Genomic DNA, 24,390 nt, shown 5'->3' with positions numbered 1-24,390 from the left:
ACGGACACCCTTGCTTTTGGCTAACCTCTACTTCTGTCTTCGGGGTTCGGGACTTGCACCCTATAGTTCATGCGCATGCCGGGCGCACAAGAAAAGAGTCGTTCTGAAAAATACTTCAGAACGACTCTTAAACGGATAAAAATGTTTTACTTGTTTTTGTAACGTATCTGACATGGCATCTAAATTACCTACTTCTTGATTGACTACCGCTACCGATGAGCCAAATTGTTGGATTGTATTTTTTTTCACAAAAAAACACAACAATCACATTTTACAGTGACTGTTGCGTTTTACTTATTTTAAAATTTTTATTTCTACTTTTTTACGACCCCAGCTATACGCTTGCTTTTTTGTTTTCATAAATAAATCAATTTTGCCACCTTTAATCGACCCGCCTGTATCACCAGCAATAGCAATTCCGTAGCCCTTCACCCAAACTTTCGTGCCAAGCGGAATTATTTTTGGATCTACAGCAATTAATTTGATGTTCGGATTTTTACGTAAATCAATACCGTAAGCTGTTTTACCCGAGCACCCTTTGCAATTCGCGGTAAAGGCACTTGCTTCAACAGTCATTGTTTTGACAACTTCATAATCCTCTAACATTTCTATCTTTTCCTCTTTAACAGCAGGTTTGTTTTGAATTTGGTCAGGTAACTGTAAAACAAAACCGGTAACGGCTTCTTCCATTTCTGTTAAACCATTTAATTTTAAAAGTATATCTACTGTTGTATCATAGCGATCGGCGATTTCATCTAATTCTTCATCAGTCTTAACTGTATGAGTAGCTGCATTTGTTACATTTACATAGAAGATAGAGCCCATTAACACTAGTACTAAGCTTAAAAATAGTTTGTTTTTAAACATTCTAGCTTGTTCCTCCTACTTCAACTTAAAATATTCGGTATTTGCAACCTACACTCATCTTACTAAAACAATATTTCAAGTATATTACAGGGATATAATATAAAGATTACAAAATTATGTAACTAATAATATTTTGTAACATAAAAGACGCTACGCAGAAATTTATCCACGTAACGCCTTTTTATTAATCTACATCACCGTTGCTTCTGGTTCGTAGCTGATCATTTCTTTAATTGTATTGTGTTCGCCCATAATTGCTACAGTTGGCTTATGATTCGCAGCTTCTTTATGATCAACGTACACATAGGAGATAATGATGACAATGTCGCCTTTTTGCACTAAACGAGCTGCTGCACCATTCACACAAATAACACCCGATCCGCGCTCGCCTGCGATAATATATGTTTCAAAGCGGGCACCATTATTATTATTCACGATATGCACCTTTTCATTTGCTAGCATACCCACCGCATCTAAAATATCTTGGTCAATCGTAATCGAACCGACATAATTTAAGTCTGCTTGTGTGACTTGTGCGCGGTGAATTTTACTATTCATCATCATTCTAAACATGTGCCATTTCTCCTTTTAATGAAAAAATCACGTTATCAATTAATCTTGTTTTACCTAGATAAACAGCTGCGGCTAAAACAATTTGTTCTGTATCTACTGTTACTTCGTTAAGATCTGGATACGATAAAATCGACAAATAATCAATATTTCCATCCGTATTGTCTTCAATTAGTTTTGTTGCAAGTGCGAGCGCTTTTTTTACATCTTGTGTTTCTTGAAGCTCGCATTTTGCTAGTTGTAATGCTTGCTGAATGGCCGGTGCTTGTGTGCGCTCTGTTTCATTTAAATACACATTGCGGCTTGATTTTGCTAATCCGTCCTCTTCACGCACGACTGGAACTACGCGTAGCTCAATCGGGAAATTGTAATCGCGTACCATCGTTTGAATAATCGCGACTTGCTGCGCGTCCTTTTGTCCAAAGTAGGCACGATCTGGCTGAACTAAATTAAATAATTTGGCAACGACTTGCAGTACTCCGTCGAAATGACCGGGACGACTTGCCCCGCATAGTAGCTCTGCTTGGCGTCCGGCGCGAATGCGAATCCCACCGTCTTGTGGATACATCTCTTCAACTGCTGGCGCAAAAATATAGTCAACACCCACTGATGCCGCTAGCTTCGTATCACGTGCTAAGTCGCGTGGATACGATTCGAAATCTTCGTTTGGTCCAAACTGTGTTGGATTGACGAAAATACTCATGATGGCGACATCATTTTCACGTTTGGCATGTTGTGCTAATGTTAAATGCCCCTCGTGTAAATAGCCCATTGTTGGCACTAAGCCGATTGTTTGATGTTGATTTTTAGTATCTAACACAACTTGGCGAAGCTGTGCAATTGTTGTGAGTACATTCATTATTTTATGCCTCCATACAGCTCGTTTAATTGCTCCTCTTTCATCGTAAAGCTATGCGCAAGTGTTGGGAATGTTTCTGCTTTTACTGAAGCTGTATAGCCTTTTAACCCACGCTCGATTTCATTGCCAACTTGTGCAAAGCCGTGCACAAATTTTGGGATATGATGTTTGCCGTATTGCAGTAAATCATGGAAGACAAGCACTTGACCATCTGCTTCAACGCCCGCACCAATACCGATTGTTGGGATCACTAGCTTTTCTGAAACAACCGCTGTTAATTGATGTGGAATACACTCGAGTACAACCGCACATGCACCCGCCTGTTCTACCGCGCGTGCATCTTCAATTAATTTTGCTGCTTGCTCCGCCGTTTTTCCTTGCACCTTATAGCCACCTAAAACACCTGCGGATTGTGGCAGTAAACCAAGATGCGCTACAACAGGAATACCAGCATCGGTTAACTTTTTAATGACCGGTACGATATCGCCAGCGCCTTCGACTTTTACCGCATTGGCATTCGTTTCTTGCATCATGCGTACCGCTGTTTTTAATGTGTCATTGACATCCCCGTGATACGACCCAAACGGCATATCGACTACGATGAACGTATCTGGGGCACCGCGACGAACCGCTTTACTATGGTGAATCATATCATCGACCGTCACGCGCATTGTTGAGTCATAGCCAAGTACGACCATGCCAAGTGAATCCCCAACTAAGATCATATCGACCCCGGCCTCTTCACTAAATTTCGCGCCAGGGTAATCATACGCCGTGACCATAACGATTTTTTCTTGCTGCTCTTTCATTGTTAAAAACTGAGCTGTCGTTTTCATTCTGTCCTCCTTATTTGAGGAAGAAAACAAAAAAGAGCTCTCCTGTCTAAAATTAGACAGAAGAGCCCCATTGTAAAATTACAATTAGGTTTTTGTGCGTCAAAAAACACTTTTCGAAAAATCAAAATAGTGCTTTATCAAGGTTCCTAGTCGCCTATTAGCCTTGCTTATTAACGCTTGTTTTCTTCCGTCCCTGTCTAGTTAGATCAAGGCAGATTTTTTTATAGTAGTGTAATCATTTCTTACTAGGTACAGTTCTAAGCAAGTAGATACTGTCCTAGAGCTACTATAACAATTTTAGAAGAAAACGTACAGAATATTATTTTAATGTTAATCATCATAAGTTGACGGTTCTGCTACGCTACGGCGGATGCTTTCCGCGGGGAGTATCAAAAGGCTATAAAATCTCGATATCCGCTGAATAAACGCCTTTTATCTCCCCATTAGCCTGGCGAATTTCAAGGACACCTGAATCCGTAATCGCAATCGCTTCACCTTCTACGACTTCACGTAGCGTTGTCGCGCGTACTTGACTGCCAATCGTGCAGGAAGATTCTTCCCATAGCTTTTTAATAAGCGGGAAACCGTGTTTGACATAATGGTCGCCGTAATGCTCTAAAAAATCGAGCACCTTTGCCACTAATTGCACACGGTCGACTTGCTGGCCTTCTTCAATTGCCACGGAAGTTGCAATCGTTTGCAGAGCATCTGGGAAATCGGCTTGCTCTTGATTGACATTAATGCCAATACCAATCAGTAAAGCTTGAATACGATTTTCTTCGGCAATCATTTCCGTTAAAATGCCCGTCGTTTTTTTCCCATTTACTAAAATATCATTCGGCCACTTAATTTGTGGTGTGAAGTTTTGAAAACTTACTTTCATTGCATTGACAACAGCAACAGCCGTTACAAGTGTAAATTGTGGTGCTTGATGTGGCGCAATTTCAGGACGAATAATAAGCGTCATCCAAATCCCTTTGCCCTCAGACGATTCCCATTCACGCTGCATACGGCCACGCCCTGCGGTTTGATGCTCAGCAATGACAAGCGTGCCATCTGGTACACCTTGACGTACTAAGTCATGTGCCACAAGCTGCGTGGATTCCACACGTTCAAAGTAATGCACCTGCTGGCCATAGCGCTTCGTTGTTAATAGCTGCTTTAACTGACCAAAATCTACGCGGTCTGGTACAGCAAGGAGTTTATAGCCACGCTTTTTAAGCGTTTCAAATGTATAGCCCTCCTGCTGTAAGCTTTGCAAATGCTTCCAAATTGCAGTGCGCGACACTTGGAAATCATCAGCTAACTGCTGACCCGAAATTGGTTCACCCTGTGCATTTAAAAAACGATGTAAAATCTCATCCTTCATCGATCGTTGCATGAAACCAGTCCTTTAATTGTTGTTTATCATTTGTTACTTCACCATTTACAACGGCAGATACCGCGGCTTCAAGCGTTTCTTTTATCCATGGACCGCGTTTTTTTGCTGACCACATCATGACATCTTGTCCAGTAATCGCAAGCTCCTTTGCCGATTGAATCGGTAAAGCTTGTTTTCGCTGCTGTACCTCTTGCCAAGTAATTGTTACTTCTTGTTTGCGCAGCTTCATAAACTGATACGCTGTTTGAAGAACGTCCAGGTCAAAGCGCAGTAAATCGATTCGCTTCACACCACGGATCAGACAGTCATATGCCTCTAATACCAGCTTTGTAAACTGCTTATCCTTATTCGAGCAACGATAGTTTGTTAATAAGGTCGCATCCTCATTTACTAAACAAAAATACGCCCATCCTACTTGGCGGTTATCTGAATTAAAATTATGCCAAGCCGTTGCATCAAACTGTCCTGGTAAATACGCAGCAAGCCCCGAGGTTTCTAGATAATGAATCCCTTGTGCTACGTGGCTTGCTGTAAATATTTTTGAAAGCTCTACTTGAATGCGTTCCATTGCAATAAGCTCAATCGAAGTGGCTTGCTGCCCGATTGCTGCAAAGGTCTCAGCCTCAATTGTAAAATTCAGCTGGGCTGCAAAACGAACAGCACGCAGCATTCTGAGCGCATCCTCGCCAAAGCGTTCCGCTGCAATGCCAACCGCGCAAATCAACTGTTCATCAATATGCTTGCGTCCTTCATACAGGTCAATATATTCACCCGTTTGACTTAACGCCATCGCATTCATTGTAAAATCACGACGCTTTAAATCTTCTGCTAAATTGCGGACGAAATGAACGGCATCTGGTCTTCGGTGGTCTGAATACGTCGATTCCGTACGATATGTCGTCACTTCAATCGGCTCACCTTTGTGCATGACGAGTACGGTACCATGTTCAATACCGACGTCAATCGTCTGCGGAAAAATCGCCTGAATTTCTTCTGGGAGTGCACTTGTGGCAATGTCGACATCATGATTTTTTTTGTTTAAATAGTAATCACGGACCGCGCCACCAACGATAAATGCTTCAAAACCGGCGTTTTCAATGCTTTTTATTACGTCAATCGCGCCCTGCCAATGCTTTGGAATCATTTTTCTTTGCTACCACTCTTTCATATATATCTTCATATTGCTTAATAATTTTGTGTTCATGGAAATGCTCCGATACCGCATATAATGCAGCTTCACTAAACGAAGCTAGTTTTTCTTCATCTTGTAATAACTGTACCGCATAATCTGCTACGGCCTGCGTATCACCAAGCTCGACGATATATCCGTTTTTTCCATGTTCAATCACTTCAGGAATACCACCAATATTTGTCCCAATACCCGGCACCGCACAAGCCATCGCTTCGAGTAAGACAAGCCCAAATGATTCTTTTTCCGATAACAGTAGCTTTAAATCACTAATCGCGAATAGCTCTGTAATGTTTTCCTGCTTACCTAAAAACAACACATCTTTTTTATACGGAGAAGCCTTTACTTGCTCCATTACACGATGCTTTTCAGGTCCATCTCCGACTAGTAATAGTTTAGCCGGCATTTTTTCACGAATTTTCATAAACGATTCAACGATATCCGGTAAATTTTTAATTTTACGGAAGTTCGAGATGTGGATGATTACTTTTTCTTCGTCCTTTATTCCAAATTGCTGCTTTAAATCACCTGGATCTACCGGCTTAAAGACATTCTCATCGACGAAGTTATACAGTGTATCAATCGGAGCCTTTGTATCGATTAGGTCATACGTTTGTTGCTTCAGTGCTTCTGAAACAGCCGTTACTGCATCAGAGCGGTCAATCCCGTATTTAATGGCCTGTGATAGCGTCGAATCTTCCCCTAATACGGAAATATCTGTCCCGTGTAACGTTGTAACAATACCGACGTCTTGTCCACTCATATCACGTGCTAAAACGGCACATACTGCGTGTGGAATGGCATAATGCACATGTAAAATATCTAATTGCTCTTCTTTAATAACGTCCGCCATTTTGCTTGCTAGTGCAATATCATAAGGCGGATATTGAAATACCGAATAATTATTCACTTCTACTTCGTGGAAAAAGACGTTTGGATAAATTTTATTTAGTCGAAATGGCACGCTCGATGTAATGAAATGAATTTCATGCCCTCGCTCGGCTAACATTTTTCCAAGCTCTGTTGCGATAACGCCAGAGCCTCCAACTGTTGGGTAACATGTAATCCCAATTTTTAATTTTTTCATTCGTCTCTCCATCCTTTCAAAAATAAGCTGAATTCAATTATACCAAGGCATAATCGACTTATTCGTTATTGTCTACGTTCTTCTAAGATGCGCCAGTCGACAAAGCCCTCTTGCAACCCTTTTAAAATGATTTCTGCTGTACCCATATTTGTCGCCAGTGGGATATGATACAAGTCACATAAACGGACTAACGCCATTACATCTGGCTCGTGCGGCTGCGCTGTTAATGGATCACGGAAGAAAAACACCATATCCATATCATTATTGGCAATCATCGCACCAATTTGCTGATCTCCCCCAAGTGGACCTGAACGGAATTTGGTAATCGGTAATTTGGTTTCTGCTTCTATCATTGTTCCGGTCGTACCGGTTGCATATAAATCATGCTCCGCTAAAATATCACGGTAGGCAATGGCAAACTGAATTAAATTGTCTTTTTTACGATCATGCGCAATTAATGCAATCTTCATAAGATCATCTCGTTTCTAAATAATATTCTCTAAGCCGTAAATTAACGAATTACGTTTCATCACTTCTTCAACGCAATACGCGATTCCGCCCATGAAACTCCCACGATTTAAGGAATCATGTCGAATCGTTAATAATTCACCTGTTCCTCCAAATAATACTTGTTGGTGCGCAACTAAACCAGGAAGACGTACTGAATGGATACGCATGCCTTCGTAATCTGCACCGCGCGCGCCTGCATGTGTTTCTTGTTCATCTGGATGCCCTTGCTGTTTTGCTTTTCGCACTTCACTAATCATTTGTGCGGTTTTAATACCAGTTCCTGATGGGGCGTCAAGCTTTTGGTCATGATGCATTTCGATAATTTCTACATCCGGGAAATATTTTGCCGCTTCTTTTGCAAATTTCATCATTAAAATAGCACCAATCGCAAAATTCGGCGCAATGATGCAGCCCATCTTTTTGTCCTTCGCTAAATCCGTTAATTCTTGTAACTGCTCGTCTGTAAAGCCTGTTGTACCGACAACTGGACGAACATTATGTAAAAGGGCCGCTTTTGTACGCTCATAAACTAGATGTGGATTCGTTAAATCTACGAACACATCAGGCTTTGTATCGGCAACTAATTTATCTAAATCTGTATAAACAGGCACTTCATAAGACGCTGGAAATTGCTCTAAATCAGCTAATGTCTCCCCAACTTCTTTGTAATCTAATACGGCGACTAATTCCATCGCTTCATGCTTCATTACAGTATGTACTGCCTCTGTTCCCATTTTGCCACGTGCACCGGCAATTGCTACTTTAATCGTCATTACAAAAACTCCTTTTTTCTAATACAAGTTATTTTATACGCTAACGAAACCCGAAAAATCTGTCCTTGTTATTATTATGCAATGGATGTTGTAAAACGTGCAAAAATCTAACATAATAACAAATGTAGCTTTTTACTACTTGAACACAAAATTTCGTACATTCGTATTAGGAGGATAACAATGAAGGGCATTAAAATACAAAACATTATCGGGATCCTCATCGGAACTGCTCTCTTTAGCTTTGGCTTTGTACATTTTAATATGCAAAACCAGCTTGGCGAAGGCGGCTTTAGTGGTATTACACTTATTTTATATTTTACACTAAATTGGGACCCAGCATTAATGAATTTGCTATTAAATATTCCAATGTTCATCTTAGGATGGAAACTACTTGGTAAACGCACATTTATTTATACAATCATTGGGACAGTTAGCGTATCGGTTTTCTTGAAAATCTTCCAAAAGTATGAAGTCAACATGAATTTACAAGACGACTTACTGCTCGTCTCGTTATTTGCTGGGGTATTTGTCGGCGTCGGTCTAGGGATTGTCTTCCGCTTTGGTGGGACAACTGGTGGGGTCGATATTTTAGCGCGCTTAGCGAACAAATATTTAGGCTGGAGCATTGGGAAAACGATGTTTGGCTTTGACTTTTTCGTGATTCTCATCTCTTGGGCAACATTCTTAGATGCCCGTTCGATGATGTATACATTAGTTGCAGTTTATGTCGGTGGACGTGTGATTGACTTAGTACAAGAAGGCGCATACACAGCAAAAGGGGCATTTATCATTTCATTAAAATCGGATGAAATTGCCGATTTAATTTCAAAAAATATGGAACGCGGCGTGACGGTATTTGATGGCCATGGTCACTTTACAAAAGAGCACCGTGATGTCTTATACTGTGTCGTGTCGCGCAATGAGCTTGTCCGTTTGAAATCTATCATTCACCGAGTTGATCCACATGCCTTTGTTTCGATCATGGACGTGCGAGACGTAGCCGGTGAAGGCTTTACATTAGACGATAAAAAACAACCGATTCATTAATAAAAGCGCATTCGCGCCCTTTTAGCCCCGATCGGTCAAAGCGCCACATCCATGTGGCATGACCGAAATGACTCACGTCGTGTGAGCCTCAGGCATTGGAGGGCCCGACTAGAAAGTGAACGTTTTATCACTTTCGACGGCGGGACCGAAATGACCGAGGGGCTGGCGCGAATGCCTAGCCAGTGTTAGGGTGTTAAAATTTATACCTTCTTAGCTCAAAAAGGAGCTCGGCATCATCGCCGAACTCCTTTTATTGTATTAATCGTCTGAACTTGTCATACCAGTATAGATTAAAATTAAACGTAATAACTCTAGAATAGCAACTGCTGCTGCCGCTACATATGTCATTGCCGCTGCATTTAATACTTTTTTCGCTGAACGTTCTTCACCATTATTAATAATACCTAATGCAACCACTTCATTCATGGCACGCTTTGAGGCATCAAACTCGACTGGTAATGTTACTACTTGGAAGATAACACCCGCAAGAAGCAACACAATCCCTAATAACAAGAAACCTGAAGAAGATGCAAAAATACCTATTAACACGAAAATCCATGATGCATTCGACGAGAAGTTAGCTACTGGCACTAATTTAGCACGTAACGTTAAGAATGAGTAAGCTTCAGCGTGTTGAATCGCGTGGCCAACCTCATGCGCCGCTACAGATGTCCCTGCAATTGACGAGTTGTAGTAATTATCTTCTGATAACGCTACTGTTTTCGTTGCCGGATTGTAGTGGTCTGCTAAAAAACCTTGTGTTGGTACAACACGTACATCTGTTAAACCATGCTGGTCTAAAATGTAACGTGCTACTTGAGCACCTGTCATCCCTTTTTCAGCTGGTACTTTAGAAAACTTTTTATACGTGCTTTTTACTTTCATTTGCGCGTATAACGGTAACAGCATAATGATGATAAAGTATACAATAATCCCCATTTTCGAACTTCCTTTCTATATCTTACAATTCTCCTTAATTTTAAAGGCTTTCTAGCGCTGTTGCAAATATTCACGCTTCGTACTTTCTAAATAAGCCAGCATAATACAGGCGATTGATAACCAAAACGTAAAGTAACCTATGTGACTCGGATAATTATTAATGACCTGATAAATCGGCATTTGCCCAAATAAATAGTCAATAACGTCATTATGCAACGTCCAAATCGCCGCAACTAGCACGTGCCACTTTGTGAAACGGTAATTCGGCAAGTAAAGTACGGCTTGTACCGCCATTAAAAAATGTGACGCAACCAGCATCCAGCCGACAGGACTTAAATCCCCCGTTTCCACAAACGTTAATAAATTCATCGCTACGGCCCATAACCCATATTTAATAAGCGTAATAAGTGCAAGTGCCTCCATAAGCTTGAAGTTTCGTCCAATTAACCAGGCAACTATCGCAAAACAGAAAAACAAACTTGCAGTCGGTGAATCCGGAACGAAAATATAAAATATCGGTTCCGTAATGGACAGTTGCCCTTTATACCAATAGTATCCATAAACCGTACCCAATACATTGATCACTAATAACAGTGTTAAAAAGGCACGATGGTTCATGAAATACCAGGCTTGCAGTACATATGCTTTCATATAATCTCCTTTGAATTTTGTAATGAAAATCATTTTCATTTTTATGTATTTTGTGCAACTTCGTAAGTTTACTTACGTCTTTAATTATATACCGAAAGCATTGTTACGCAAGTATTCTAACCATGATCAATTACGCCTCGGCGAAATTGCGTCCAGACTTTTTTCGAGTGTTCGTTAAACCCCACTGAATTAAATTGAAATATTGAAAAAAAGAGAGTCACAATGGACCCTCTTTTTTAAGTGAAATTATTGTTCTTTTAAGCCAGCGATGAAGTCTGCTAAAGTTTGTAACTCTTCAGGAGTACCTGTAAATGTACCAGGTGGCATACCACCACGGCCATTTGCGATTACTTCTGCTACTTCTTCAGCAGTTAATTCATTGCCTAATAGCATTGGACCAGACACACCAGCTAAGTCGCCACCGTGACATCCGATACATGATGCTTGTGCTTGATAAATCTCATAACCTTCAGACGTTTCATCCACTTCTACATCTGGTAATAAACCTAAATGCTTGGCAGTGATTTCACCTTGTGCATCAACCGCTTCCCAGTTAGTAGCTTCAACAGATTCCCAAGTTGTATAAATAAGTGCAGCTACTGCTAATAACATAAATGCTGTTGGCAATGGGCGTTTTGATGGACGACGCTCAGGCGTTGTGTCTAAGAATGGTGCTAATGCTAATGCACCAAATGCGATACCAGGAATAACCATAGCTCCGATTACGTTATACGGACCAGAAGCATATGTGTATTTTAATAATTGGTACATTGATAAGAAATACCAGTCTGGTAACGGAATATAAGATGCGTTAGTTGGATCTGCCGGACCTTCAAGTGGTGAAGGGTGAGCGACAGTTAATAATAAATAACCAATTAAGAAAACCGCACCAACCATCCATTCTTTTAATAAGAAGTCAGGCCAGAAAGCTTCTGTTTTCCCAGGATACTCGGAATAATCTTTGGGCACGTTCGGCATACGATTAGTCGCTTTTACACGTGAATCGCCTACGAACTTCATACCTTTTCCGCGTTGCATATTGTCCCCTCCTTTAGTAAATCATACAAATCAATTCAGATCATAGAGGACCTGAAATACCTTGTCGGCGGATCATGATAAAGTGAACTGCCAATAAAGCGAATAATACTGCTGGTAAGAAGAATACATGAATTGCAAAGAAACGTGTTAACGTTTGCGCACCAAGAATTGTTGAATCTCCAGCAAGTAAAATCTTAATTGTTTCACCTAAAAACGGAACTGAGGCTGCGATTTCGATACCTACTTTAGTTGCGAATAACGCTTTCATGTCCCAAGGTAATAAATAACCTGTGAAACCTAAACCTAACATAACTGCAAAGATACCTACACCAACTAACCAGTTTAATTCACGAGGTTTCTTGAATGAACCTGTGAAGAACACACGAAGTGTATGTAAGAACATCATGACGATAACAAGTGAAGCTCCCCAGTGATGCATACCACGAACGATTTCACCGAACGCTACTTCGTTTTGTAAGTAATAAACTGATTTCCAAGCATTTTCTACGTCTGGTACGTAATACATCGTTAAGAACATACCTGATAGAATTTGAATAACTGTAATGAAGAATGTTAATCCGCCAAAACAGTATACGAATGCTGAGAAGTGATGGGCAGGGTTAACGTGCTCTGGTACTTCATGGTCGGCAATATCACGCCAAATAGGAGTAATATCTAAACGTTCATCGACCCAATCATAAATTTTGTTTAGCACTTATGTCTTCCCCCTAACTTAATTAACTGTGTGTGTTTGCGATTTTTTTCCCAAGCATTAAGAAGCCGTCTTTTTCATCCACTTCATATTGATCAAGTGGTCCAAGTGGCGGTGTACCTTTTACGTTTTTACCAGTTTTTTCATAACGACCTGCGTGACATGCACAGAAGAACTGATCTGGGTGTGCTGAGTCACCAGCCCAGTTTACCGTACAACCTAAGTGTTTACATACAGGTGATATCGCGATAATTTGGTCGCCTTCTTTGTAAACCCAAGCTGCATCTGAAACCTCTGATTTATACCAACCATCAGTTTGCTCATACGAGAAGTCAACTTTAACTGGTGCATCCGTGATTTCTGCTACTTTTTGTGCCGTTAATACAAAATCCCCTTCTTCTTTCGTTTGAAGAATTGGGTCAACTGCGAAACGAACCATAGGCATTAACATACCCGCAGCCATGAATCCACCTACTCCAGTAATTGAGTAGGTTAAAAATTGACGTCTTGTAACTCGATTCTTACTCATCCTTTTCCCCCCTCTTACTAAAAGGTCAGTCCAACGGACATACTTTTAAAAATAGTAAATAACTAGGACATATCTATGATATATCATGTGAATAAGTTGGTCAATATAGCATTCATTTCCAATTGTGTATATTGTGAACATTTGATGAAAGTACTATTGGTTAATTAACCCATACAGAAGTTAATACGGGAATCACTTGCTTCAGCTGATCTTCTAAAATACGCTGTTTCACGGTCTTGTCCATAGATTCTAAAGGAATTGCTGGCAACCATATAATATTCAATTGCTCTTTTAGCTCTGTCCATTCCGAATCACATGTCATAAATAATACCGATTTGAACCCCGCTTCTTTCAATTCTTTTTCAATGGTAATAGCTAATTCCGAAGATTTCGTTAATTTTGTATATGAAAATGGTGGTAAAAGCATTAAACGGCCACGAAATTGTTGTTCAACAAATGTTGTCAATGACATTAAATATTCAGACGCAGAGCCTGTTTGCTTCATGCCAAGCTCAGAAAAATCTAATTGTACTAATGGCACTATCGCTGTATCAATAAATTCTTTTTGTGCTTGAAATTGCTCAACATCACTTACTTTATAAATCATTTTATTTCCTCCTAGAAGCCTATCCTCATTATTTTCTCTACTACATTAGTAAAATGTGGATCGTTTGCTCATCACATCAATCCACACGCTACTAACCTATTATTTCTATAAAAGTCATTTTTTACACGAGTGACAAAGAAAAAACTACTTCGTATGTTTCAACGCCTGTAGTAAATTCGATAACTCAAAAAATCGTTCTTTATCTCCCGCATCCAGTGCTTCGTCAATTTGCTTTAACAAAAGTTGCTCTTGAAACGCTAAAACACTATTTTCCAATAATTGTTGCGCCGCAATTCGGTCCTTTTCAGGAATGAATAATTCCGGAACATATGGATTTTCCTCAAGTACCGCCAAATACAGAGGATCTGGCGGTATGCTTGGGAAATTTAATTGGAAATAGATTTCTTCAGAAGTGTTTAGGCGTAAATCATGAAATGCCTTTTCTGCATCTGACGTCATAATATTCTCTTTATAAAAACGGAACGGGATGCTCGTCGTATCCACTGTTGACATGACAATCGCGCGCGGACAATAATGCGCTTCATCAACAAAATGCACATGCTCGAGCAATTCGTCGTTACTCAATAAATAATTGAGTATCCATACCCCTTCGCGTCGTTTTAATTGAAAGTTTTTTAAAAACCATCGAATGAAAGCCTTTTTTTCATTGAGTGGTACGGAATAAGTCAACATGCGATCCTCCCTTTACTCAAAGCGCTCTAACAGGTCAATCCATTGCTGTTCAGTAGGTTGTAACTGAACTAAACGTGTCGCAATTTGTTTTGCTTCTTCACGTTTACCTTCTTCCAATAAGAATAAGCAATATTTCTCTAAAAATTCAACGTCCTCGTTAAACTCAGTATATGCCTCTTTATAAATTTCGTATGCTTTATCGAACTGTTCTTCTTCGTTATATGCATTCGCGACAAATGGAGATAATGACACCCATTCAAAGTCATATTGCTTCAATTGCTCATATAGTGAAATAATTTCTTCATAGCTTTCTTGCTGGCTATAGACAGACATTAACACCATAATCGCTTCCATATACTCCGGATCAAGGGCAATCGCTTGTGATAAATAGTCGATTGCTTCGGTTGGCATACTATTTTTAAGCGCCATTTTCCCCGCAAATAAGAACAGTGATTTATCATATTCATCACGCTTTAAGCCTTCTTGAATGACTTTTAAAGCACGCTTATTATCTTCTTGCATCGCATAGCTTTCCGCTAATAGTAAATAAGCAGAGAAGTAATCTGGATCAAGTTCTTTTAAATCTTCTAATTGCTTAATCGCTAAGTCGTATTTTTGTGTTTGGAATGCTGCATAGCCTGAGCCGAATAATAAATCAGCCGTTACTTCTTCTTCAAGTGCTTCCATATAGTAATCAAGCGCTGATTCATAAGCCGCACCTGCACGGTAAACTTCTGCTAGGCGCTGTGCTAAAATCGTGCCTGCAAACTTCTTGTCCACGGCATACAATTCTTCATAGATACGTGCTGCTTCCGCAAAACGACCTGTTTCGAATAATAATTCCGCTTTTGCAAATTGTAATAATGGCTCATTTGGTAATAGCTGTAGTGCTTCATTAATGCGTTGCTCGGCTACTTCAAATAGTCCTTGCATTTGATAATAATCCGCTAATACAAGTAACGCTTGTGGGTATTCAGGCGCTTCGTCCGATACAGCCATTAATAAATCTAATGCTTCATCTTCTTCGCCTAATTCGATTAAAACTCCTGCACGATCTATCGCAATTTGTGCCTCTTCTGGGAATAAAAATTGTAAATGTTCAAATACTTGATTTGCTTCGGTTACAAATCCAAAATGTACCAGTGCCTCAGCCACTTCATATTGTGCAGCCGGTTCTGAATCTACTAAAAATGATTCAAGTTGTTGGTTGATTAATTGAATGTCGCCTTCTTGAATCGCTTGTAATAATTGTTCCATAAAATCGTTCACCTTTTTCTTTGGTTTCAATATCATGCTACATGACTACGCCGCTTTGCTCAAGAAAAACCGTCTGTTTCTTCTATTATTTTTCTTTTAACAAAAAGTGGGAGCCCAGAATTAATATTCGGGACACCCACTTACAATACGATCAATAAACATTGAGTTGGTCCTTTAGAGTAGCTAGCTTTTTTCATCATTGTATAGAATGCATTTTACATGGTGATGTTCATTTAACTGAACCATTGAAATTCCGCCTATTTTACATTGATCTTGTACATAAAGACAGCGTGTGTGAAACGGGCAGCCCGTTGGCGGATTTGAAGGGTCTGGAATTTCCCCCTTTAAAATAATACGCTCTACAAAATCATTGGGATGCTTTTTAGGAATTGCCGAAATGAGCGCTTGGCTATACGGATGCTTCGGATTTTCAAATAGTTCTTGAGCGGTACTGATTTCTACAATATGTCCTAAATACATCACTGCAATTCTGTCACTCACATGGCGAACAACATTTAAATCATGCGAAATAAATAAATAGGTTAATTGATATTGATGCTGCAATTTATTCAATAAATTTAAAATTTGTGCTTGAATGGATACATCCAATGCGGAAACAGGCTCGTCTAACACTAAAAACTTTGGTTTCAGTACTAACGCGCGCGCAATACTTATACGCTGCCTTTGTCCACCAGAAAATTCGTGTGGGTATTTAGATAAGCTTTTTTCGGTTAAGCCTACGTTTCTTATGATTTCGTTAACTTCAATTTCCGCCTGTTGTTTTGACATTAATTTATGTGTCAAAATCGGTTCCAATAGTAATTGTTTTACTGTCATACGTGGATTCAACGAGCTATATGGATCTTGAAAAACAATTTGAATCTCCTTTCTTAAATCACGAAATTGTGAATTGGAGAGTGCTAAAATATTTTGCCCATTATACAAAATTTCGCCAGCTGTCGGTTGAAGGAGTCGTAGTATCATTTTACCTGTTGTCGATTTACCACAACCGCTTTCTCCTACTAATGCTAATGTTTCCTGTCCCTTTATCGCAATCGATATATCGTCAACTGCTCGTACATGACCAACTACCTGTTTAAATACGCCACCCTTAATCGGAAAATACTGTTTTACATTTTTAAGCTCTATAATTGCTTCATGGTTCATTCGATACGCCCCCTTGATCAACCGCCCAACATCTCACGGTATGACTTTGCGATATTTGTTCGCTCGTCGGTACTTCTTTCCAACAGCGCTCCATCACATCTGGACATCTTGAAGCAAATCGACAACCTGAATTGAATTCATCTTGCGTTGGTACATTTCCTGGAATCGCATATAAATCCTTTGTTTGGTTATCAATGCTATTCACCGCTTTTAGTAGGCCTTGCGTATATGGATGCTTCGGATGATCAAATATCTCTGCGACCTGCCCAATTTCAACAATTTGCCCTGCATACATCACCGCAACATCATCACAACTTTCAGCAACGACACCTAAATCATGCGTAATTAATAAAATTGTCGATTGGTATTGTTGTTTTAAACTTTTCATCAGCTCTAAAATTTGAGCTTGAATCGTAACATCAAGTGCCGTTGTTGGCTCATCCGCAATTAACAATTTCGGATTACATAATAATGCCATAGCAATCATGATACGTTGTCGCATACCACCCGATAACTCATGCGGGTAGTTTTTTAATACTTTTTCTGGTCTTGAGATTCCAACAGCATTTAACATTTCAAGTACTTGGTCATACATTTGTTTTTTTGATAGTTTTTTATGAAACCTTAATACTTCAAATAATTGATACTGAATCGTATACATTGGATCGAGCGCTGTCATCGGCTCTTGGAAAATCATCGAAATTTCCTTACCCCGGATTTTTTGTAACTCATCCTTTTTTAATGTCAGTAAATTTCCCTTATCGGCAAATTCAATTCGTCCATCTGAAATTGCTAATTTATCATCTAATAAATTTAAAATGGATAAAGACGTCAAACTTTTACCACTTCCAGATTCTCCAACAATGCCATAGGTTTTGCCCTCTTCTAATTGCAGCGAAACATTTTTCACTAGTGGTTCGTTACGTGATTTTTTGCCAACTGCGATTGTTAAATTTTCAATAGCTAGTAAAATTCCCATTACGTCTCACCTCGTAATTTTTGAAATCGCATCAATGGATTCCCATCGCAATACGCGACTTTTCCCATAACCACTTCACGCCTAGCTCCTGTGGCAGAAGGTAATTGATTTGGTATACCAAGCATAGTATTGTAACCAAAAAGTGCGAAGGCAATCGCTTCTTTCCAGACAGCAGGGACCCCTAACCCATCTAAAGGAGCTACCTTTTTTGTAGGAAATGCTTGTTTTAATAACTCCATCAAATAACCATTTAGGCTACCTCCACCATTAATATAAATCTCATCGATTTGCTCAAGCGGCAAATAACGCCCATAGCTCTGCTTAATCGTTTCAACTGTATAAGCTGTTAATGTTGCAAGAATATCCTCTGTTGAAGCACCTTTCATTTCATTTACTATTTCATTCAAATAATGAGTCGTATACAGTTCACGTCCTGTTGTTTTTGGCAACGGCATTTCATAATAGGGATGTTGCATCAACTGTTCAACGATCTGTTCATGGATAGTGCCTTTTCTAGCCATTTCTCCATTTTGATCAAATTTCTTCTCTCCATTTGTTAGCTTTTGAATGGCGCTATCAATTAAGACATTTCCCGGCCCTGTATCAAATGAAATTACTGGCGCTTTCTCATCTTTTGATACAAACGTCACATTTCCGATTCCACCAATATTTTGAATAGCTCGCCCTGCTGAACTTGAATATAAAAAGTTTGCGTCAAAGAATGATAGTAATGGCGCACCTTGGCCACCAGCCGCCATATCTGCAGTCCTAAAATCACCAATTACCGGTAATCTTGTCACCTCTGAAATATATGAAATATCACCAATTTGTAATGTTGAAGGAATCTCGAATATTCCCTCAGCGCCAACAGGTTCATGGAAAATCGTTTGACCATGCGAACTAATAAAGGCTACTTTCTCCACTAATAGTTGCTGTTCACGTAAAAACTGTATCACCTGTTCACCAATAAATTGTCCTAAATAGGCATTCATCATTGTAATTTTTGCTAAGGAAGCTGTGTGATTATGGCATTGCTCAGATAATTGTTCTTTAAAATTCATCTCATAATCAACCGTTTTACTAGCAACTAAGGTAATTTCCTTATTTTTTTCATAGGCCACTAGATCAATACAAACAATATCTAACCCATCTAATGAAGTTCCTGACATTACACCAATTCCATACATTATTCAGTCCCCCCCTTTAAGCCACTGAATTGCCTCATCAATATTATTTTGTTGTTGCTTAAGTGCCTCTGTTGCAACGGATATATTCACACTCGCTTTATTTCTGCCATCGTATTCCTCCTATTTCATTTTAGGATCTAAAATATCTCGCAGGCTATCCCCTAATAAATTGAAACAAAAAATCGTAATTACAATTGCAGCTGCTGGAAAAATAATTGTCCATGGCGCAAATTCCATATAAGTTCTACTTTCATTTAGCATACTCCCCCACGAAGGATTGGGTGGCTGTACCCCTAACCCCAAAAAGCTCAGTGCCGCTTCAGTTAAAATTGCGCCTGATAAAGCAAGCGTAACTTGAACAATAAAAGGCGCAATAATGTTTGGAAGCACATGACGAATAATGATTTGAAATGGACGAACTCCAATTGCTACAGCACTTTGAATGTACTCATTTTCCTTAATTGATATTGTTGCCGCGCGTACAGTCCTTGTAAATACTGGTGTGAACACGATCCCGATGGCAATCATTGTATTTGTAATATTTGCTCCTAAAACTGCGACAATAGCTAATGCAAGTAAAATATCTGGAAATGCAAATAGTACATCCATTACCCGCATAATGATACTGTCGACTTTCCCTTGAAAGTATCCACTAATAAGTCCAAATATTAATCCTAGAGTAGCTCCAATGCCAACCGCAATTACACTTACTTTTACCGATACTTGTGCACCATAAATAATACGAGAAAAAATATCTCGCCCAAATTCATCGGTACCAAAAAAGTATGTAGCATTGGGTGATTGTAAAATGGCATCCGTATACATTTTTTCTGGTGAGAATGGAGCAATAACAGATGCAAATAGACTTACAATTACAATTAGTAAAATGCCAATTGCTCCGATTAATCCCACTTTATCTTTAACTAACTGACTTGCAAATTCTTTCATCTCTTTCACCCCAAGCCTTATTTATAATTAATACGCGGGTCTAAGTATGCATATAAAATATCAACAATTAAATTAATCATGACAAATACAAATGAAATAAATAAAACACTCCCTTGTACTACAGTCAAATCACGTTGCGTTATTCCCGTTAGAACATATTGACCTAAGCCTGGCAATGAAAAGATTTGTTCAATAATAACCGCGCCGCCTAAAAGGGTACCAACTTGCATCCCAATGATAGTTAAAATAGGAATAAGTGCATTACGTAAGGCATGATTAAAGATGGTAACTCTTTCTTTTGCCCCTTTAGCACGAACTGTTCGAACAAAATCCTGTCTTAACACCTCTAACACAGAAGAACGTGTCATACGCATAACGGCAGCTGCCATGGTCATACCAAGTACGAGCGAAGGTAAAAACATAATTTCTAAATTTTTTAGTGGATTCTCTAAAAGACTGACATAACCAATTGGTGGACTATAATTGAAAAACAACGCTAGTATTAATAGCAATACTGTTGCAAAGGCAAAGTTAGGAATGGATACACCGAATAGTGAAATCGTACGAATCGTAATATCCGTTGCGCTATTACGTTTTACTGCAGCTAATACACCAAGAGGAATTGAAATGATCCAAGAAATTATTGCTGCTATGATTGTTAATTCAAACGTTATTTTAAAACGATTTATTATTTCTGGAAGCACTTCACGACCATTACGCATGGATTCGCCAAAATCCCCCGTCAACACACCGCCCATCCAGTTTACATATTGTTTAAAATAGGAATCATTTAAGCCAAATTGATTACGTAAAACTTCAAGTGCTTGTGGCGTTGCGTCTGTACCTAAAATCGTTTGTGCTACATCCCCCGGTACAACACGCATCATCAAAAAGATAAAAATCGAGACGCCAAATAACACTGGAACAAGCATGAATAATCTTCGAATAATATAGCTTGTCATTGTTCGATTTCATCCCCTTTAAAAAAATAGAGTGCTAGGATGCCCTACCACTCTATTGAATTTCTATTATTTTTTTTCAACATTATTGTAATCAGACGCATTATGCGGATATGGTGTATATCCTGAAATGTCTTTACGTACCGCTACATAGTTTTTCGGAGATACTAAAAATAGATTTGGCGATAAATTAATTAACATTTCTTGTGCTTCTGCATATACTTTTTTACGTTCTGCCTCATCTGTAGTCCCTAATCCTTTCGCTACTAAATCGTCATATGCTTGATTTGAGAAATTCCAAACGTTTGCAGAACCTGTTGAACTGAAGAAGTAATTTAATGCACGATCTGGATCAATCCCCGAAGTGTTTCGACCAATTAAAATGTCTGCTGTTTTATTACTCCAAGTATCAACATACTCGCCCCATTCAATTTGTTTAATTGTTGCGTTTACGCCAATTTCTTTCCATTGTTGTTGTAATAGCTGCGCGGTATCCACCATGTCAGGATATGTTGAAGCGGTTGTAATTGTAATGTCAAAGCCATCTGCTAGCCCCGCTTCTGCTAATAATGCTTTCGCTTTTTCAACATTTGTTTTATATAAATCTTGTGCTTGTACATCAATTGCCCAATCACCCATTGATGGTGCAACTGGCCCTGTAACTAATCCTTCACCATTCCATACGATTTTTAAAATTGCTTCTCGGTCTGTAGCTAAGCTTAATGCTTGGCGAACCTTTTCATTGTCTAAGGGTGCATTGGCATTATTGAAACCTACATAGCTATATTCTAGTGATTGATATGGAATAATATTAACATCTGCTTTTCCATCTAAAAGTTTTGTGGATTTTGCTGAAATCGTTGTAAAATCAATTTCTCCCGTACGAATCGCTGATAAACGAGCTGATTCTTCAGTCATTGTATAGAATGCTAGTTTCGCTGCTTTCGGCTCACTATCAACATGATAAGCATCATTCCTAATTAAAGTTACGTTATTATCTGGAACCCATTGCTCTAATTTAAAAGGCCCTGTTCCATCTGCTTTTTGTTGTAGATCTCCATTTGCTTCCACTGTTTCCTTTGCTACAACAACCGCACTTCCATGCGTTAAATTTGATAAAAACGTAGCATTCGGTTTGCTTAATACAAATTTCACTTCATAAGCACCAAGTGGTTCAATTGACGCTACATCTGCAAAGTATGACCGAATATGTGATGCTGTATTTTCATCTAAAATACGTTCAAAGCTATATTTTACATCTTCCGCTTTCATTTCACGGCCATTGTGGAATGTCACACCTTGTTTTAATTTAAATACATATGTTGTTTCATTCTCTTGATTCCACTCTGTCGCTAAGCTCCCTATGATCTTCATGTTTTCATCGAAAGATAAAAGACCTTCATACATTTGAGAATAAATTCGTGAAGATGAAGCCGCTGGAACTTTATGAGGATCTAATCCTGCTGGTTCCTGGTCATTAGCAATTTTAATTTCACTCGTTGCTGCTGAATTGTCGGATGCTACGTTATCCGTATTTTCTTCAGAATCAACAGAAGCTGGAGAATTTGTTGATACACTAGAATCATCACTTGAACAAGCTACCAATAAAATCGTGATTAACATACTAAAAAGAATTATCCAATATTTTTTCAAAGAAACCCCTCCGTTAATGAATCAAATCAATAATCTTTTTACGAATTCCACTAATATCTCTAGGTGTATCAACATGTAAGCGATTTGTTAGTAAAACAAGAATTGAATTACTACTTGGCTCCATGTATAGCATTGTTCCTGTAAAGCCTGTATGACCAAGCCCTTTGCTAAACATTCCCTCTTTGCTGAATCCTAACGTTCTTCCATTTTCTTCATCCATAATCACTTTGTCCACAATCTCAGCATCAATGAGTGAACCACCTCCTTTAAGATACAACTGCCCTAGTTTTAATAATGTATTTTTTGAACCAAATAACCCTGCATGACCTGACACGCCATTAAAATAATAATGACAATTTCCATCATTCACTTCACCTTTTATTGGTAAAGATTGTGTACGCCAATATTGAAACGTAAACCCTCGATCATCACACATTCTATGTTCAATTTTATTACCATATTCTGTTGCTACCACTAACTGCTCATTGGATGGTTGGCCAAAAAATCCATCCTCATCGCCAATTTCATTTAAAATAAATTCAATTTGTTGTTCAAATTTTCGGCTATCAATACGTTCACAAACCGTACGTAAAAGCATAAAATTTATATCACTGTAAACCATTTCCCCTGGTGCATATGGGCGAATATGAGGGATCCGCTGAACAATTTCTTCAAATGCTAATCCTCGCATGTTCTGTTCATAAAACGGATACCAGGCAAGTAAACCAGAATTGTGCATTAGCAATTGTCTAATAGTTATATCTTCAATTTCGGTGGGTCCAATCTGAAAAGAAGCAAGTGTATCATCTAATGTAAGGCGTTTTTTAGAGACATGATGCAGTATTAACGTCGTCGTGAATAGCTTCGTGACACTTGCCAAATCATAAACATGATGTATAGTCATAGCTTCATTTGTTTGTCGGTCCGCGATACCTACAGCTCCAACTGCTTGTTCTTTTCCATTTTTCCAAATGCTATAAACGGCCCCAGTGTAAAGTTGCTCTATTATCCCTTGCTGAACAATTTCACGAATCAATCACTTTACCCCCCTTTGAATAATTGCCTTCGTTTCTTTAAACATTTGTACTGACTGTTCGTAAGCTTTACGTGCAATACATGTAAACAAAATATCAATCATATTAAGTTGAGATATTCGTGATGATGTAGCGCCAATTCGTTCATTTGCTTCACTTGCCGATACATATAAATTAACCGTCGCCAATGACTGCACTGTATTCAACTTAAATGTTGTTAAAGCAATAATCGGAATATTTTTTTTCCTTGCTAAATTAGCAAATTCGATAATTTCAGGTGTTTCTCCTGAATAGGTAATCAAAAATAGTACATCTCCTTCAGTTAAATGTACAGATTTCACAAGCATTTGATGCATATCAAGTAAGGCTTCACAATGCTTATTAATTCGTTGACATTTCAGCAAAAAATCCTGTGCTACAAGTGCAGATGCCCCTACACCTGCAATACAAATCGACCGGGCACCATATAATAATTCAATTGCACTTTCTAACTTTTCATAGTCAACGAGCTTCACCATATCTAAAATTGCTTGCTGATTATTATGAGAAATTATAGCGACGGAATCTTCAATACTAGAATCCTTTAACAATTGTTTATGAATACCTTCTTGCAAAGTTTCTTTTTGTAAATTAATCGAGGTGAAAACACCCATTTTTAAATCTTTGAAGCCCTCAAACTCAAGTTCCTTACAAAAGCGTACAATCGTAGCCTCACTAAAGTTACACGCCTGGGACACTTGCTTAATCGAACTATTTATAACGGTTTGTGGATTTTCTAACATAAATTTTGCAATCTGTTTTTGAGTTGGTTTCAAATTGTTATATACCATTTGAATTCTAGTCAACGCATCTTTCATAATAAACACCCTTTTTTGAAACTTTATTTCATAATAACCTTACATAAATGGAAATTCCACT

Annotated in this window: 26 protein-coding genes; 1 reads left to right on the top strand and 25 read right to left on the bottom strand. The window is 38.8% G+C overall.

Annotation, left to right across the window (positions count from 1 at the left end):
* Positions 1 to 294: 294 nt before the first annotated feature.
* From NSQ62_RS06085 to dapB, 9 genes are all read right to left on the bottom strand, one after another.
* Complete coding sequence (locus tag NSQ62_RS06085; RefSeq protein WP_341323039.1) at positions 295 to 867, bottom strand: 3D domain-containing protein; 573 nt, start codon at positions 865 to 867, stop codon at positions 295 to 297.
* A 189-nt stretch (positions 868 to 1,056) separates the two neighbouring features.
* Positions 1,057 to 1,440 (bottom strand): aspartate 1-decarboxylase, encoded by a 384-nt coding sequence (gene panD, locus NSQ62_RS06080; protein ID WP_341323038.1) that lies wholly within the window; start codon positions 1,438 to 1,440, stop codon positions 1,057 to 1,059.
* The gene (panC, locus tag NSQ62_RS06075; protein ID WP_341323037.1) at positions 1,433 to 2,296 is read right to left on the bottom strand and encodes a pantoate--beta-alanine ligase; all 864 of its coding nucleotides are present in this window, start codon (positions 2,294 to 2,296) and stop codon (positions 1,433 to 1,435) included. The genes panD and panC overlap by 8 nt, the downstream gene beginning before the upstream one ends.
* Positions 2,296 to 3,132, bottom strand: a complete 837-nt coding sequence (gene panB / locus NSQ62_RS06070; protein WP_341323036.1) for a 3-methyl-2-oxobutanoate hydroxymethyltransferase — start codon at positions 3,130 to 3,132, stop codon at positions 2,296 to 2,298. The genes panC and panB overlap by 1 nt, the downstream gene beginning before the upstream one ends.
* A 397-nt stretch (positions 3,133 to 3,529) precedes the next feature.
* A complete protein-coding gene (locus tag NSQ62_RS06065) occupies positions 3,530 to 4,513 on the bottom strand; it encodes a biotin--[acetyl-CoA-carboxylase] ligase (protein WP_341323035.1) in 984 nt (327 codons plus the stop codon).
* Entirely contained in the window at positions 4,491 to 5,657 is a 1,167-nt protein-coding gene (locus NSQ62_RS06060; protein ID WP_341323034.1) for a CCA tRNA nucleotidyltransferase, read from the bottom strand. The genes NSQ62_RS06065 and NSQ62_RS06060 overlap by 23 nt, the downstream gene beginning before the upstream one ends.
* The gene (gene bshA / locus NSQ62_RS06055) at positions 5,626 to 6,789 is read right to left on the bottom strand and encodes an N-acetyl-alpha-D-glucosaminyl L-malate synthase BshA (RefSeq protein WP_341323033.1); all 1,164 of its coding nucleotides are present in this window, start codon (positions 6,787 to 6,789) and stop codon (positions 5,626 to 5,628) included. Before bshA ends, NSQ62_RS06060 begins: the two co-directional genes overlap by 32 nt.
* Before the next feature lie 65 nt (positions 6,790 to 6,854).
* Complete coding sequence (gene mgsA, locus NSQ62_RS06050; protein WP_341323032.1) at positions 6,855 to 7,259, bottom strand: methylglyoxal synthase; 405 nt, start codon at positions 7,257 to 7,259, stop codon at positions 6,855 to 6,857.
* Positions 7,260 to 7,274: 15 nt separating this feature from the next.
* Positions 7,275 to 8,072: a 4-hydroxy-tetrahydrodipicolinate reductase gene (gene dapB / locus NSQ62_RS06045; RefSeq protein WP_341323031.1), complete on the bottom strand. Its 798-nt coding sequence runs from the start codon at positions 8,070 to 8,072 to the stop codon at positions 7,275 to 7,277.
* Between the two features lie 180 nt (positions 8,073 to 8,252).
* Between dapB and NSQ62_RS06040 the strand changes: the two genes are divergently transcribed.
* Positions 8,253 to 9,119 carry a YitT family protein gene (locus NSQ62_RS06040; protein WP_341323030.1) on the top strand — a complete coding sequence of 289 codons (867 nt, stop codon included), beginning with the start codon at positions 8,253 to 8,255 and terminating at the stop codon, positions 9,117 to 9,119.
* Between the two features lie 258 nt (positions 9,120 to 9,377).
* On the opposite strand, the gene NSQ62_RS06035 is transcribed toward NSQ62_RS06040, so the two are convergent.
* The 16 genes from NSQ62_RS06035 to NSQ62_RS05960 all read right to left on the bottom strand — a co-directional run bounded on the left by NSQ62_RS06035 (position 9,378) and on the right by NSQ62_RS05960 (position 24,329).
* On the bottom strand, positions 9,378 to 10,058 hold the full coding sequence (locus tag NSQ62_RS06035) for a zinc metallopeptidase (protein WP_341323029.1): 681 nt from the start codon (positions 10,056 to 10,058) through the stop codon (positions 9,378 to 9,380).
* Between the two features lie 51 nt (positions 10,059 to 10,109).
* Positions 10,110 to 10,709 (bottom strand): DUF1405 domain-containing protein, encoded by a 600-nt coding sequence (locus NSQ62_RS06030; RefSeq protein WP_341323028.1) that lies wholly within the window; start codon positions 10,707 to 10,709, stop codon positions 10,110 to 10,112.
* 246 nt (positions 10,710 to 10,955) lie between these two features.
* A complete protein-coding gene (locus NSQ62_RS06025; RefSeq protein ID WP_341323027.1) occupies positions 10,956 to 11,747 on the bottom strand; it encodes a c-type cytochrome in 792 nt (263 codons plus the stop codon).
* 40 nt (positions 11,748 to 11,787) lie between these two features.
* Complete coding sequence (locus NSQ62_RS06020) at positions 11,788 to 12,462, bottom strand: cytochrome b6 (protein ID WP_341323026.1); 675 nt, start codon at positions 12,460 to 12,462, stop codon at positions 11,788 to 11,790.
* A 22-nt stretch (positions 12,463 to 12,484) separates the two neighbouring features.
* Positions 12,485 to 12,988: a ubiquinol-cytochrome c reductase iron-sulfur subunit gene (locus NSQ62_RS06015; protein WP_341323025.1), complete on the bottom strand. Its 504-nt coding sequence runs from the start codon at positions 12,986 to 12,988 to the stop codon at positions 12,485 to 12,487.
* Between the two features lie 160 nt (positions 12,989 to 13,148).
* Positions 13,149 to 13,595: a YpiF family protein gene (locus NSQ62_RS06010; RefSeq protein WP_341323024.1), complete on the bottom strand. Its 447-nt coding sequence runs from the start codon at positions 13,593 to 13,595 to the stop codon at positions 13,149 to 13,151.
* Between the two features lie 144 nt (positions 13,596 to 13,739).
* Positions 13,740 to 14,285 carry a ReoY family proteolytic degradation factor gene (locus NSQ62_RS06005; RefSeq protein ID WP_341323893.1) on the bottom strand — a complete coding sequence of 182 codons (546 nt, stop codon included), beginning with the start codon at positions 14,283 to 14,285 and terminating at the stop codon, positions 13,740 to 13,742.
* A 15-nt stretch (positions 14,286 to 14,300) separates the two neighbouring features.
* Positions 14,301 to 15,545, bottom strand: a complete 1,245-nt coding sequence (locus NSQ62_RS06000; RefSeq protein ID WP_341323023.1) for a tetratricopeptide repeat protein — start codon at positions 15,543 to 15,545, stop codon at positions 14,301 to 14,303.
* A gap of 183 nt (positions 15,546 to 15,728) precedes the next feature.
* Positions 15,729 to 16,712 (bottom strand): oligopeptide/dipeptide ABC transporter ATP-binding protein, encoded by a 984-nt coding sequence (locus NSQ62_RS05995; protein WP_341323022.1) that lies wholly within the window; start codon positions 16,710 to 16,712, stop codon positions 15,729 to 15,731.
* Positions 16,702 to 17,691: an ABC transporter ATP-binding protein gene (locus tag NSQ62_RS05990; protein WP_341323021.1), complete on the bottom strand. Its 990-nt coding sequence runs from the start codon at positions 17,689 to 17,691 to the stop codon at positions 16,702 to 16,704. The genes NSQ62_RS05995 and NSQ62_RS05990 overlap by 11 nt, the downstream gene beginning before the upstream one ends.
* Positions 17,691 to 18,878, bottom strand: coding sequence for an anhydro-N-acetylmuramic acid kinase (locus NSQ62_RS05985; protein ID WP_341323020.1), 1,188 nt, complete (start codon positions 18,876 to 18,878; stop codon positions 17,691 to 17,693). Before NSQ62_RS05985 ends, NSQ62_RS05990 begins: the two co-directional genes overlap by 1 nt.
* Before the next feature lie 120 nt (positions 18,879 to 18,998).
* The gene (locus NSQ62_RS05980) at positions 18,999 to 19,826 is read right to left on the bottom strand and encodes an ABC transporter permease (protein WP_341323019.1); all 828 of its coding nucleotides are present in this window, start codon (positions 19,824 to 19,826) and stop codon (positions 18,999 to 19,001) included.
* A 17-nt stretch (positions 19,827 to 19,843) separates the two neighbouring features.
* Positions 19,844 to 20,788, bottom strand: coding sequence for an ABC transporter permease (locus tag NSQ62_RS05975; protein ID WP_341323018.1), 945 nt, complete (start codon positions 20,786 to 20,788; stop codon positions 19,844 to 19,846).
* 66 nt (positions 20,789 to 20,854) lie between these two features.
* The gene (locus NSQ62_RS05970; RefSeq protein ID WP_341323017.1) at positions 20,855 to 22,438 is read right to left on the bottom strand and encodes an ABC transporter substrate-binding protein; all 1,584 of its coding nucleotides are present in this window, start codon (positions 22,436 to 22,438) and stop codon (positions 20,855 to 20,857) included.
* Between the two features lie 13 nt (positions 22,439 to 22,451).
* The gene (locus tag NSQ62_RS05965; RefSeq protein ID WP_341323016.1) at positions 22,452 to 23,474 is read right to left on the bottom strand and encodes a serine hydrolase domain-containing protein; all 1,023 of its coding nucleotides are present in this window, start codon (positions 23,472 to 23,474) and stop codon (positions 22,452 to 22,454) included.
* The gene (locus NSQ62_RS05960; protein WP_341323015.1) at positions 23,475 to 24,329 is read right to left on the bottom strand and encodes a MurR/RpiR family transcriptional regulator; all 855 of its coding nucleotides are present in this window, start codon (positions 24,327 to 24,329) and stop codon (positions 23,475 to 23,477) included.
* Between the last annotated feature and the right edge of the window lie 61 nt (positions 24,330 to 24,390).

This window comes from Solibacillus sp. FSL H8-0523 (assembly GCF_038051985.1).
GTDB lineage: Bacteria > Bacillota > Bacilli > Bacillales_A > Planococcaceae > Solibacillus.
The sequence above is the reverse complement of the archived record's forward strand: the minus strand, read 5'-3'. Positions and strand labels throughout refer to the sequence as shown.